The organism is Dickeya ananatis, from assembly GCF_019464615.1.
GTDB classification, from domain to species: Bacteria; Pseudomonadota; Gammaproteobacteria; order Enterobacterales; family Enterobacteriaceae; genus Dickeya; species Dickeya oryzae.
This window is the reverse complement of record NZ_CP040816.1, coordinates 1,527,172-1,540,385: the sequence shown is the minus strand read 5'-3', so window position 1 is coordinate 1,540,385 and position 13,214 is coordinate 1,527,172. Positions and strand designations below refer to the sequence as shown.

Genomic DNA, 13,214 nt, shown 5'->3' with positions numbered 1-13,214 from the left:
CACCGAGCCTCACGGTTGACGACCTGATGGCGGATATTGCGGTGGTGTTCCACTGGCCGCCATCAGAACTTTTCCCCATGAGCCTGGCAGAGTTGATTAACTGGCGTGGCCGGGCGCTACAACGAAGTGGACAAGACTATGCCTAAGCCATCAACTTCCCCAGGTTCGGGGTCTGCGGCAACACAGCGCAACAACGCTCCGGACAACAGCATTTTCTCACCGCTGCGAGACAATGTGTATCTGAATAAAATCAACAGCGTATTGCTGGATTTCTTGAGCAAAGCCGGTCAGCTCGCCAACAGCGGTACATCAACCGTTGCCAGCGCGCAGAAAAGCAGCGGAAAAAAAGGCGGCAGGACTTCTGCCGCCGCACAGCTGGGGATGCTGGGTAATCTCGCCAGACGGTTCGATGCCATCACCGCTGCGCTGAACCCAACGTATGCTGCATTGAAAAATGCCCATCACTTATCGCAAACCGGCAATAGTGGCCTCTCTCGCTCAGGTCAGAGCCCGAACGCTGGCGTGACGCAATCACTTATTGCCCAGGCCAGTGACGGTGTCAACAGCATCTATTTATCTGCCGCTGCCGCCATGCAGGCACAACAACATATCGCCGGTCTGGTGCCCTCTGCCAGACTGGCTTCCGCCTCTTTGCCGGGCAACGTCTCATCATTGCTGAACGCACAGCAAAGCCTCAATCTGCCGACCAACCTACTGCCACAGATTGGCACGGGTGCAACATCGCAGACTGGCGCTGAGGGGCTGAGTGCCCTCTTCGGTACCGCCCAGGAGTCTTTCGTCGGTACGGAAGAAACCAGCATGATGATATCCGCCTTAAGCAATGCGGATCTGGATGACGGTGATGGCAGTTCAGCGTTTCAGGGCGGGCTCGATAATCTGCAGGCGCTGTCAGGATCCGCGATGCAATTGCTCAACCAGCCGGGTCTGATGAACCAAAACAACGTGGAAAACCACGCCAGCTTGCAGTCCGACATGACGAACGGCCATTACAACGCCCTCTTGCCGAATTCATCACAACGTTATTTCGACCAGCGCGTGGTCAATAACATCACCATTACCGTACCCGAAAACAGTAACCTCGACGTGATTAAGCAATACATCGAAGAGGCACTAAGAAAATACAGCCCGAATAGCAGCGCCTATTCCTACAACTCGATGACCTCTAACCTTATTTCATGAGGATAATATGATGATGCTTGCACTGGGTTTATTTGTCTTTCAATTGCAAACACTGCCGTACAGTACCCTCAGTCGTAATGTTAATTATCGCTGGGCCAACAATGGCCGTATCGGTCTACGCCCTGCGCAGCAGTTTTTGGGGCAAGGTAACGAAACCATTAGCCTTAATGGCGTACTGTGCCCTGAAATTAACGGCAAGTTCAGTAAACTCTCGTTATCAGCGCTGGAACTGATGGCCGGGACAGGTCGCGCCTGGCCGTTGATCGAGGGTAGCGGCACCATTTATGGCATGTTCGTCGTTGAAAGCCTGCAACACACCAATACGGAATTCTTCTCCGACGGCAGCGCCAAGCGTATCGAATTCACGATTAACCTGACACGTGTCGATGAATCGCTGATAGCCATGTTTGGCGACCTCAGCCAACAAGCTACCGATTTGTACAACCAGCAGATTACACCGGCCATCACGTCCGCCAAAGCCGCCATCGGAGGTGTCTTCTCGTGATAGTAAATAACCGCATTGGTATTGCAGACCAGCTTGCGCCGGACTATCAGATAACACTGACGGATTCATCCGGTAACCCCCAGACGACCCGCAATCTTAGCCAGCGGCTCATTTCGCTGTCACTGCACGATGTCCTGGGATTTGAATCCGACCAGCTATCGCTGGATATCGATGACAGCGACGGCAAAGTGCTGATGCCCAAACGCGGGGAGAAAGTCAGCGTTAAAATCGGCTGGAAGGGTAAAGCACTGGAGGATAAAGGCACCTTTGTGGTTGACCAGGTCAGTCACAGCGGGGCACCGGACAGAATTACCCTCAGCGCACGTAGCGTTAATTTTCGCGGCGACCTCAACACGCCACGTGATGGTTCCTATAACGCGACCACGCTGGGCGATATCGCCCGGACGATTGCGGAACGCTACAGCCTGCTGGCATCAATCGACACCTCGCTGGCTAATACGGCAATCGTGCACGAAAACCAATCCAAAGAGTCCGATTTGTCGTTTCTCTGTCGTCTGGCCAGAAAATACAGCGGCACAGTAGCGATAAAAAGCGATACGTTGCGACTCTTCGTCGCAGGCAGCGGTACGGCGGCAGATGGCAAAAATGTCGCGACGTATCTGATCGAACGCAGCGACGGCGACTCTCACAGTTTTACGATTGCCGATCGCATTGCCAATACCGCGATCACCGCCAACTGGCATGATAGCCGCGATGCAAAAACACATACTGTGAAGATTAGCCGTCAGCGTAAAACACAGACCACGGCGTCAACATCGCACCCCAGCGCCAAATCGGCTAGCCAGCCGTCCGATCTGTCGACTGACGATTATCTGGCCGGGGAAGAAGACAGCCAGCAAACGCTACAAACCACCTACGCCAGCCAGGACGAAGCCACGCAGGCCGCGGTGAGTAAATGGCGTGAAACCCAGCGTGGCACGGTAACGTTCTCGATTTCGCTGGCACGCGGTATGGAGAATCTAAAGCCTGGCGCGCTGGTGAATCTCAAAGGATTCAAGCACGTGATCGACGAGCGGCAGTGGACTATCAAACGTCTGACCCACACCATCGCCGGTAACGGTTTTACCACGGCGGTTGAGTTGGAAGTGTCGATGCTGGATGTCGCTTACGACATTAGCTACAGCGTAGTGGATAACACCAGCGCGCAATGAATCACTTTTCGAATTTAAAGTTTGCAAATTCGAATTTGATCGCATAGTATGTGTGTAAGATGTTTAACTAACCCGTACACATAAGGTGATTTCAAAATGATGCATTGTCCTTTGTGCCGTCATTCCGCTCATGCCCGCTCCAGTCGCTACCTGTCTGAAAATACCAAGGAGCGTTACCACCAGTGCACCAACGTCAACTGCGGTCATACGTTCGTGACGATGGAAGCCATTACCCGCTCCATCATGGTACCCGGCAAAACTGAACCGGTTGACGGCGAACGCAAGTAACCCGTTATTCCTCTCTCCCTCCGTGTTTCCTTACTTTTCTGACCGTCTTTCCCCGCCGCCCGGCGGGGTTTTTTATGCATCAGAATACACATAAAGTGTTTTTCCTGGCTTTACTCGTCAATCATTAGCAAAACGTATTATTGACGCAGACCGCCATCGGCTCGTAGTATCAAACCGCTTTTACTGATTTTCAGTCACTTGCTGCGACAATGTCTCACGGTCTGCCGGGCCATCAGCGCCGCAAGGAATGAATCCTGCCGTGACGATGGTGCACCTTCCTTTTCACCATCAAAAATCAGACGCTGACACCGCTTTGAACAACACGGGAGCAGGAAGGCGTCATGGCAATGCGCCCATGTTTTCCTGCTCCACAGCAGGGAGAATACCCATGATGGACGCCACCCTGGCCTACCGCGCCAGTCTGTTACACTTTGTCGACGACCCACTGCACCACCCCGACGCCACGCGCTTTATCGAAGACGGTGCGCTATTGGTGCGTAACGGCCGTATTCAGGACGCCGTGCCGTATGACAGCCTCACCGAAACGGATCGTCAGGCGATAACGGTTATTGACTACCGTGGTCAATTACTGATGCCGGGATTTATCGACACCCATATCCATTTTCCCCAGACAGAAATGATCGCCTGTTACGGTGAGCAACTGCTGTCCTGGCTTAATACTTACACCTTCCCTACCGAGTGCAAGTTCGCTGATGAACATTACGCTCGTAAACGGGCGGTATTCTTTATTCAGGAACTGTTACGGCACGGTACCACCAGCGCGCTGGTATTTGCGACTGTCCATCCCCAGTCGGTTGATGCGCTGTTTAGCGCCGCCGAAGACAAAAACATGTGCCTGATTGCCGGTAAAGTCATGATGGACCGCCATGCGCCGGACGAGCTGTGCGACACCGCCCAGCAGAGCTATGACGAGAGCAAAGCGCTGATTGAAAAATGGCACCACCGTGGGCGATTGCGCTATGCGGTCACGCCGCGCTTTGCCGCCACCTCCACCCCGGAACAACTGGCGCTGGCAGGCCGGTTATTGCAGGAGTATCCGGATGTGTATTTGCATACTCATCTGTGTGAAAACACGGACGAAATCGCCTGGGTCAAGTCGTTGTTTCCCGAACAGCAACACTACCTCGATGTCTACCACCACCACGGGTTAACTGGACGCCGCTCGGTGTTTGCTCATGCTATTCACCTGCACCCGGATGAAATTCACACGCTGACGCGTAGTCAGTCCGCCGTGGCGTTTTGTCCCAGCTCCAATTTGTTTTTAGGCAGCGGCTTATTCCGACTGCATCCGTTAAAAGCCGCCGGGGTTCGTGTGGGCATCGGTACCGATGTTGGCGCAGGTACCAGCCTGTCGTTGCTGCAAACCCTCAGCGACGGTTATAAAGTGCAGCAATTGCAAGGCGAAAAACTCTCGGCACGCGAAGGCTTCTATCAGGCCACATTGGGGAGTGCTGCTGCACTGTCGCTGGATGACAGGCTGGGTAATTTTCTGCCGGGCAAAGACGCCGACTTCGTGGTGCTGAACTGGGCCGCGACACCACTGCAGCAACTCCGCCAGCAGCAGGCTACCTCGCTGGACTCACGGCTGTTCGCCCTAATGATGCAAGGTGATGACCGAAACATCAGCGCGACTTATGTTCACGGTCAATGCGTCTATCGGCAAGGTCAATAAACCACGAACCTGTCTGTGATAAACCGGACTGGATTACACCCTATAGAGTGACACATCGCACATTTCGCTAAAAAAAGTCGTGTTGCGGTGTGCCACCTACCGATAACTATTCTTGAATCTTGAATCATAACCGGACAAGCGCTCAGGCCAATTGCGGGATGGCGACATCCGCTGCGCTCTGCCCTTCGCAGAGCCGACAGCCACTATCATCAGGTATTATAAGGTTTCGTCATGACGTCCCCATGCCATCGTTGTAGCGAAGAACAGCAAGACATCCTCGCGCGCATGCTGAATATTTTCGACACCCAGCCCGCTGATGAACTCCCGCGTCTGGCACGCATCACCCGCACCTTTTTCCAGGTGCAGAGCGTGGTGATTTCGCTGGTTAACAGTGAGCGCCAGTGGTTTCTGACAAAAGAGAATTTTCCGCGTCAGGAGCCCCCTATCGAATTTTCCTTCTGCGCTCATACCGTCAGCGCCAACGCACCGCTGATCGTTCCAGACACTCTGCTGGATTCACGCTTTGTGAATAATCCGCTGGTCACCGGCGCAAACCCGATTCGTTTTCACGCCAGTTACCCACTGCGTTCTTCACTCGGTACGCCACTGGGTGCGCTGTGCCTGTATCACCATCAACCACGTACCTTTAGCGACGAGGAACTGCAGCAACTGAGCGATTTGGCCTGCATCGTGCAAACCGTGCTGCATAAAGCCGAAATGCAGGCGCGTGAAGCCATAGCGCAGGAAAAGTTGCATCACGCGGATTACATTAACCAGCAGATGTTTTCCAGCGCGGCCATTGGTCTGGTGCTGGTAGCCCCGGATAAACGGCCGATAAAGGTCAATCCCGCGTTTTGCGATATGCTCGGCTACGATGAGCAAACGTTACTGACGCTACCGGTGGAAAAGATCGTCCACCCGGAGGATATGCCCGCATTAATCGCCGACCACGAACGGCTGATGAACAACGATGTGCGGGAAAGCACAAAGCAACGCCGCTACATCCGTGCAGACGGCAGCGAACTGTGGGCACAGGTCTCTATTTCGGTACTCAGCAATCCCGACGGCAGCAAGTTCGGCTTGTTACTGGCGCTGACCGACCTTAGCGCGCAAAAAGCCTCGGAGCAGCGATTACGCGACCTGAGCCTGGAGCTGGAAAACCGGGTAGAACAGCGCACCGCCGAACTGTACCAAAGCCATCAATTCATTCAGGACATCACCGACCATATTCCGGCGATGATTTCCTGCATCAATCCGGATAACGTGCTGGTTTTTGCCAATCGCCACCTACGCAGGTTAATCGGTCATGAGCATGACACCCTGTATCAGCGTGATATCCATGACATCTTTCGCCCAAAGGAGCTGGCGTTGCTGTTGCCACGGCTGGAGGAATCACGCCAGAAACAGCACCCGGCGTCTTTTGAGCATGAAGTGGGCATGCCTGACGGCCAGCGCGTCACATTGCATACCGAACTGGTGCCCGCCGAATCACCGGAACTCGGCACCTATATCCTCTCCACCGACATCACCTACCTGACGGTGTTGCGCGATCGGCTATCATTTGAAGCCAATCACGACCACCTGACCGGCCTGCCCAACCGACGTGCCGTCATCAGTTATCTGCAACGACTGGCGGGCAAGAAACGGCGTGGGGCGCTGGCCCTGCTATTTTTTGATATCAATAACTTCAAACACTATAACGACCATTTTGGGCATGATTTTGGCGATCGGGTCATCAAAACCTTTGCCCGGCTGCTACGCCAGAATACCCGCTCTTACGATTTCATCGGACGGCTGGCGGGAGATGAATTTCTGATGGTTATTCATGAACAGCAGAATCTGTCCAGCGAAATTCGCAGCATCACCCAGAAACTGAAGGCGAAGATTGAAAAACCGGTCACCATTCGCCATCAGACGATTACGCTATCCGCCAGCGTGGGGCATGCCATTTTGCAAGAGGACGCGCCGCTTAACGCCAATGAGCTGATCCGCAAAGCGGATAGCGCTATGTATCGGGCGAAACGCCGTTATGTTCCCCCGGCATAATGGCCCTAACATTTTAGCCTGATGACGATTTACCTCGTCATCACTTACTTTGCCATTACTTTTACTTTGCCATTATCTTATACCCAAAATAATTCGAGTTGCGGGACAACACGCATGCGTGTTGAACAACGCCACGCGTTGGCCCTTTAGGGCAAGGCTCATTAGAGCCTTGTCACGCGGCAAGTGAGTGACAAATTCGTTGGGAACGAATTTGACCAGCCAACGGCTGGCCTCTGGTGAGAGACAGGATGTCTCTCATTTCATCCCGATGAGCTTACACCGGTAAGTGATTCGGGTGAGCGACAAATCGGCATGCGCCGATTTGAACGCTGCTTGCAGCGGCCCGAAGGGCGAGGCCCATTGATGGGCCGAGTAACGCCGCCAACACACCTGCAACTTGAAGTATGACGGGTATACTTTGCCATAATCAGCAACCCCACCTGCCAGAATAAGAATAACGAAAAACTATAAAAATAATATTGTCCGGACGATCATCCTGCTTATTCCACTGGGATAACGAGAAGCTGTGTCATAAGTATTTCCTGTGATGATAATCACGTTTTTTTTAAAGTTCTCACTTTTGATTGCCGATGGATTTTTTACCGACGTCATTATTCCATCACCGAGAGCAAACCATGTTCAGAAATATAAAAATTGTCACCGGACTTTTTTCATTACTACTGGCATTAAGTCTATTGCAGTTGGTCAGTTACGGTTTTTTCTTTGGCGCCATGAAGAGTGATCGCAATAACTTTGTCGTCGCACAAACGCTGCGCAAACAGAGCAGCGAGTTGAATGCGTCCTGGATAGCCCTGATCCAGACACGCAATACCATGAATCGCGCCATCGCACGTATGATTATGGAAACCAACAACATTCCCAGCGCCGGAAAATCGGCCGAGCTGATTGATGTCGCCAATCAGTCGCTGGCTCAGGCAGACAAACATTTCGCCGCCTATGCTCAAATTCCGTTATTGCCGGTACAGGACGCCGCGCTGGCGAAAGACATCAACGCAAATTACCAGGCACTGCGTCGCGTATTACAGCAAATCGTCGATTTGATCAAAACGCAGGACGTCAAAACCATTCAGGCACTGCCGACACAAAAAATGCAGGACGCCTTCCAGAATTCCTTTGATGCCTATTTCCGTCAAAACGATGCCCTCAATGACAGCGCGGTGACCGATAGCAACCAAAATTATGACTACAGTATCATCGTGATAGCCATTTGTGTGTTGATCCTGCTGTTCGCCACCAGCAGTGCCTGGGTGTATATTCGCCGTGTCCTGTTGCAGCCATTACGCCGGGTAATAACGCACTTGCACCACATCGCCACCGGCGACCTGACACAGTCGCTGCACATTGAAGCGAAAAATGAAATTGGCCAATTGGCACAGAGTGTCCGCCATATGCAACAGTCGCTGACTGATACCGTCGGGAAAGTGCGTACCAGCGCAGATGAAATTTATCGCAGCGCCAGTGAAATTGCCGGTGGCAATAGCGACCTTTCCTCGCGTACCGAACAGCAGTCGGCATCACTGGTAGAAACCGCCGCCAGCATGGAGCAGTTAACCGCCACCGTTAAACAGAATGCCGACAACGCCCGTCACGCCTCTCAGCTGGCGCGCGACGCGTCTGATACCGCTCACAAAGGGTTGCAGGTGGTGGATAACGTGGTCAGCACGATGAAACAAATCAGCGGCAGTTCGCAGAAGATCAGTGATATTACCGGGCTTATCGACAGCATCGCCTTTCAGACCAATATTCTGGCGCTCAACGCGGCGGTAGAAGCCGCACGCGCAGGGGAACAGGGCCGCGGCTTTGCCGTGGTAGCCGGTGAAGTACGTAATCTGGCGCAGCGTAGCGCCGAAGCAGCCCGCGAAATCAAAGGGCTTATCGAAGACTCGGTTAATCGGGTGCACGAAGGCTCGGTACTGGTGACCTCTGCCGGAGAAACCATGGGCGATCTGGTGAAAGCCGTTTCACGCGTCACCGATATCATGGGGGAAATCTCGTGTGCATCGGAAGAGCAAAGCCATGGTATCGATCAGGTCAGCCAGGCCATCAGCGAGATGGATCGCGTCACACAACAGAACGCGGTACTGGTAGAACAATCCGCTAATGCGGCCGTCTCACTGGAAGAGCAAAGTGACCACCTTAACCATGCGGTGTCGCTGTTCCGGCTTCATGCAACGCCCTCCCAGGACAGCGGAAAAAAACGGCCAGTCATCGGCACATCCGGTAAAACACCGTCGCCGTTAACGCTTCCCGGCAAAACCGCCACCGCCGGAGCCTACCACGATGCTGGCAACTGGGAGACATTCTGACTCCTCCCTCCCGACTGAGAACCTGCTTTTATCGTCCGCCCTGCTTTTGGGCGGACACCCCATGAACGCGCTTACCAACCGCTTATCCACTGCGTATCTCACGCTTTTATCACGACCAGACGCTATTCTTCTATGCCCTTCAAAAACCACTGGCAATAAATAATGTGCTACCGGATAAACACCTGTTAGATGAACCCCTGGGACATGATTTGTTTTCTCTTTTTCTGCTATTCATCTCTGCCCATCGATGGCGATAACCGTCAGGCGTTTATTTTTCATCACAACCTTGCGATAGCGCATCATTATTTTCTGCTGAAAATGAAATTTGCCAGACAAATGCTAAATTTAAAATGATATCGGATCAGATCTCATGTATATGTTTGTTATTGTTAGGTTGCGGAATCGTTAACTGCATCAACGGTCGGCTGTCTATGGCCTGAACAGGGCATATATCGTCAGCTTTTCATTAAAAAGCGAGCTATAGGTAAAAAAACAAATCACAGATTACGCTACGGGTATCCCAATAATTCAATAGCGGGACGTCAGCATTGATGCGCACGACGTCCTTCGAAAAGGAATACGTCAGGGAAGACGGGATAATAAAATCAGCGCACCTGCACGCTGAAGCATCTCGGCTATATATCTTTTCTATGCGACAGACCCTGAAGTTCAAACTAAAAATAATTTTCACGAGGACCTGAAATGCGCAACAACCAGCCAGTCACACAAAGGGAATATATTTTTGACAAGGATGCCACACTCATGTCGGTCACCGACGTGAATAGCCATATTGTTTATGCCAACGATGCGTTTATTGAGGTCAGTGGTTTCGAACCCGATGAAATTGATGGACAACCACATAATTTCGTCCGTCACCCAGATATGCCGGTCGAGGCCTTTCGCGACATGTGGCAAACACTCAAGCAGCAAGAACCCTGGACAGCACTGGTCAAGAATCGACGCAAAAACGGCGATCATTACTGGGTGCGCGCCAACGCCGTCCCGATTGTGCGCCAGGGACGCACAACCGGATATATGTCCGTGCGTACCCAACCTTCCCGTCAGGATGTGGATGCGGCGGAAAAATTGTATCAAACCATGCGTGGCGATCAGGGTAAAAATCTGAAATTACACAAAGGGGTACTGTTTCACACTGGCCTGACCGGGGTGTTTTCACGTCTGAAGCTGATATCGATGCGCTGGCGTTTGCGCGGGCTTATCACGCTGACGGCGTTGATAAGCTACATCGCGTTCTGGTCGCTTCATGGCGATTTTGACTCTGATTTTTATATTACCAGCGCGTTTATGACCGGCATGATGCTGCTGCTGGATGGCTTACTGGAGTGGCAGTTAATCAACCCGATTGAAATGGTCAAACAACAGGCGCTGGATATCGCTACCGGTAACGTCACCACCCTGGATTATGGTAGTCGCGGCGATGAGATTGGTACCATCCAGCGTGCTATCGGGCAACTGGGGTTGATGTTTCGCTGGCTGGTGGACGATATCAGCACGCAGGTGCTGAACATCCGCTCCGCCAGCGACGAGCTGGCCCACGGCAGTGAAGACATGAGTGACCACGCCGAACGTACCGCGGCGAATGTGCAGCAGACCGCCGCTGCCATGAACGAAATCAATACCACGGTGCAGACCAACACCACTACTACCAGCGAAGCCAGTCAACAGGCCTCCACCGCCTGTGATGCGGCCATCAGCGGCGGTCGGGTCATTGGCGAGATGGAAAAGACCATGGACAGCATTGTCGCCAGTTCGGAGAAAATTGCCGGTATTACCTCCATTATCGATAACATCGCCTTCCAGACCAATATTCTAGCATTGAACGCCGCCGTGGAAGCCGCGCGCGCGGGCGAACAAGGGAAAGGGTTTGCTGTGGTAGCTGGCGAGGTACGTAATCTGGCACAGCGTAGCGCCAGCGCAGCCAATGAAATTAAGCAGTTGATCGAATCCAGTGTGGAACAGGTCCGCACCGGTTCCAGCCATGTGCGGGACGCGGGCAACAGTACACAAAACATCGTCACCCGGGTAAATAGCGTCAGCCAGTTGATTGCGCATATTGCGGATTCGACCAAAGAACAAACGGTTGGACTGTCTGAAATCGGCCGTGCGGTGGAAGAACTGGAACAGATCACCCAGAAAAATGCGGCTCAGGTCAATGCCTGTGCGCAGGCATCGGATCAGTTAAAACAACAGGCACGCCGACTGGAACAAGCGTTACACGTATTCCGTTAACGCATATCAACCTTTCCAGGCTATTTACACAACGCCCTGATGAACTTGTCAGGGCGTTTTTTCAGGTACCGTTCGGGAAAATCCCCACTTCGGACAAGCGTGGAGCGCGATGCGTAATGGTTACTGTGCTCGCGACTTGTTGTTTTCACGCCAGCGCGCCACTTGCTCTTTTGTCACATCGTCTTTATAACAGGCGGGTGCCGCGCCGCCTTTGCGGCTCCAGGCGCTACGCCCGCCACAGCGGCTGCCATTGCTGGCAGAACTATATGGACAGGCACAATTCCCCGCATAACTGGCAATAGATTCCTCAATAATAATTTGCTTGATCTCATTATCGCTCAGGCGGGTATTTTTCGCGTCCGCGGTTGCAGCCAATAAAACACATGACGCACACAATAATTGGAAGAGATATTTTTTCACGATACATTCCTTACCCAGACAATGTTTCTTACCTAAATACTTTTTACCTACATACCGTTTCTTGCCTAAATACGGTTGTTTACTCAAATAATGTTGTTTGTTCAAATAGTGTTATTTGCTCGAACGATGTGGCTTACTCAAATAATGCGTCTTACCCGGAAAAGGGTATTCCCCGCCCATTCACGTTGCCGCATACCCTATCGTCACACCGTATCCGGTAGCGTCATCTGTGCTTAAGAGCCTTGCAGGACAGGCCTTCGCCCCGGTTATCGACAATCTGAAACCAAGTGGAGCATAGCGATGTTTATTGATGGCGGCCATCACTCACATTGCGTCTCGAATTAGCATTCGAAGTAGTAAGCATAGAACGATTATTCAGATAATGCCGGTATACCCAAAATAATTCGGGTTGCAGGCAAGCGGCAAGTGAATGAATCCCGATGAGCTTACTCAAGTAAGTGATTCGGGTGAGCGAACGCAGCCAACACACCGGCAACGTGAAGTATGACGGGTATAAAATGGTTATTTTTATTTCTCAGGATATCGATTGTTCTTTATTTCCCGCCATCTGTTGATTTCTCTCTGCAGGCTTTCCCGGCTCGCTGAACACAATACAGCGTCAGCTCACCGCCAAATACCGCACCGGTATCGATATAGTGGATATTCCAGAACGTGAGGGGCTTTCGCAACGGCGTATGACCAAACAGGAAATCGTCTGCGCCGACGATAGGCCCACCGATCCCGGCCATCGCCTGGCTAAGTCGTTGCCGATTCCATAATACCTGCGCCCAGGGCAACGGCTGCTCAAACTGGTAGCAGTCGGCCGGGTAATCGGCATGTGCTACCACCGTGCGCTGGGTTGCGGTCACGATTTCGATGACATAAGGCAATTGTGCCGCTTGTGACAACCCGTGACAGGCCAGCCTTTGCTGTTGCTCTTCGAGCCTGAAAAACCAGTCGCCGCCATTGGCCCGCCACAACGCAATACGCCCGGCATCGTTTAACGCATCCAGCGCCATCTGCTCATGATTACCCCGCACGGCGCGAAACCACGGCTGTTGTAGCAAATCAAGACAGGCCAGATTTTGAGGGCCACGATCGATCACATCGCCGACAGATACCAGCAGATCACAACCGGTATCAAACCCGACCCGCTCCAGTGCCGCTATCAGGGACTGATAGCAACCGTGTAGATCGCCCATAACAAAGATATGTCGCCAATCAACACCGGTAATACGCTGATAGGCTGGCGGTGGTTGAACATGGGTCATGATACCTGCCTCCCTGTCGCCGCATTGCAGCCAAGAGACCTC

General features: G+C 52.5%; 11 protein-coding genes. 9 read left to right on the top strand and 2 right to left on the bottom strand.

Features of this window, described 5'->3' with window-relative positions:
* Positions 1-26: 26 nt before the first annotated feature.
* The 9 genes from FGI04_RS06665 (at position 27) to FGI04_RS06625 (ending at position 11,481) form a co-directional block, all read left to right on the top strand.
* Positions 27-146 carry a GpE family phage tail protein gene (locus FGI04_RS06665; protein ID WP_012769533.1) on the top strand — a complete coding sequence of 40 codons (120 nt, stop codon included), beginning with the start codon at positions 27-29 and terminating at the stop codon, positions 144-146.
* Entirely contained in the window at positions 139-1,200 is a 1,062-nt protein-coding gene (locus FGI04_RS06660; protein ID WP_407339928.1) for a hypothetical protein, read from the top strand. The genes FGI04_RS06665 and FGI04_RS06660 overlap by 8 nt, the downstream gene beginning before the upstream one ends.
* Positions 1,201-1,210: 10 nt before the next feature.
* Complete coding sequence (locus FGI04_RS06655; protein WP_342701296.1) at positions 1,211-1,705, top strand: phage tail protein; 495 nt, start codon at positions 1,211-1,213, stop codon at positions 1,703-1,705.
* Positions 1,702-2,877 carry a contractile injection system protein, VgrG/Pvc8 family gene (locus tag FGI04_RS06650; RefSeq protein WP_407273340.1) on the top strand — a complete coding sequence of 392 codons (1,176 nt, stop codon included), beginning with the start codon at positions 1,702-1,704 and terminating at the stop codon, positions 2,875-2,877. The genes FGI04_RS06655 and FGI04_RS06650 overlap by 4 nt, the downstream gene beginning before the upstream one ends.
* A gap of 96 nt (positions 2,878-2,973) precedes the next feature.
* On the top strand, positions 2,974-3,165 hold the full coding sequence (locus FGI04_RS06645) for an ogr/Delta-like zinc finger family protein (RefSeq protein WP_012769529.1): 192 nt from the start codon (positions 2,974-2,976) through the stop codon (positions 3,163-3,165).
* Positions 3,166-3,553: 388 nt separating this feature from the next.
* A complete protein-coding gene (gene guaD, locus FGI04_RS06640) occupies positions 3,554-4,858 on the top strand; it encodes a guanine deaminase (RefSeq protein ID WP_407273339.1) in 1,305 nt (434 codons plus the stop codon).
* 231 nt (positions 4,859-5,089) lie between these two features.
* A complete protein-coding gene (locus FGI04_RS06635; RefSeq protein WP_342701051.1) occupies positions 5,090-6,904 on the top strand; it encodes a sensor domain-containing diguanylate cyclase in 1,815 nt (604 codons plus the stop codon).
* Positions 6,905-7,539: 635 nt separating this feature from the next.
* Complete coding sequence (locus FGI04_RS06630; protein ID WP_342701052.1) at positions 7,540-9,231, top strand: methyl-accepting chemotaxis protein; 1,692 nt, start codon at positions 7,540-7,542, stop codon at positions 9,229-9,231.
* Positions 9,232-9,933: 702 nt separating this feature from the next.
* Positions 9,934-11,481, top strand: a complete 1,548-nt coding sequence (locus tag FGI04_RS06625; protein WP_407336464.1) for a methyl-accepting chemotaxis protein — start codon at positions 9,934-9,936, stop codon at positions 11,479-11,481.
* 120 nt (positions 11,482-11,601) lie between these two features.
* Here FGI04_RS06625 and FGI04_RS06620 read toward each other — a convergent pair whose 3' ends face one another.
* Both FGI04_RS06620 and FGI04_RS06615 read right to left on the bottom strand, forming a co-directional pair.
* Complete coding sequence (locus FGI04_RS06620; protein ID WP_407336463.1) at positions 11,602-12,006, bottom strand: hypothetical protein; 405 nt, start codon at positions 12,004-12,006, stop codon at positions 11,602-11,604.
* Between the two features lie 449 nt (positions 12,007-12,455).
* The gene (locus FGI04_RS06615; protein ID WP_407321500.1) at positions 12,456-13,172 is read right to left on the bottom strand and encodes a metallophosphoesterase; all 717 of its coding nucleotides are present in this window, start codon (positions 13,170-13,172) and stop codon (positions 12,456-12,458) included.
* Positions 13,173-13,214: the final 42 nt, after the last annotated feature.

Bases quoted from the DNA above. Each gene is read 5' to 3' on its own strand.
- FGI04_RS06665 (WP_012769533.1), top strand. From the start codon at position 27: ATGGCGGATATTGCGGTGGTGTTCCACTGGCCGCCATCAGAACTTTTC.
- FGI04_RS06660 (WP_407339928.1), top strand. From the start codon at position 139: ATGCCTAAGCCATCAACTTCCCCAGGTTCGGGGTCTGCGGCAACACAG.
- FGI04_RS06655 (WP_342701296.1), top strand. From the start codon at position 1,211: ATGATGCTTGCACTGGGTTTATTTGTCTTTCAATTGCAAACACTGCCG.
- FGI04_RS06645 (WP_012769529.1), top strand. From the start codon at position 2,974: ATGATGCATTGTCCTTTGTGCCGTCATTCCGCTCATGCCCGCTCCAGT.
- guaD (WP_407273339.1), top strand. From the start codon at position 3,554: ATGATGGACGCCACCCTGGCCTACCGCGCCAGTCTGTTACACTTTGTC.
- FGI04_RS06635 (WP_342701051.1), top strand. From the start codon at position 5,090: ATGACGTCCCCATGCCATCGTTGTAGCGAAGAACAGCAAGACATCCTC.
- FGI04_RS06630 (WP_342701052.1), top strand. From the start codon at position 7,540: ATGTTCAGAAATATAAAAATTGTCACCGGACTTTTTTCATTACTACTG.
- FGI04_RS06625 (WP_407336464.1), top strand. From the start codon at position 9,934: ATGCGCAACAACCAGCCAGTCACACAAAGGGAATATATTTTTGACAAG.
- FGI04_RS06615 (WP_407321500.1), bottom strand. From the start codon at position 13,172: ATGACCCATGTTCAACCACCGCCAGCCTATCAGCGTATTACCGGTGTT.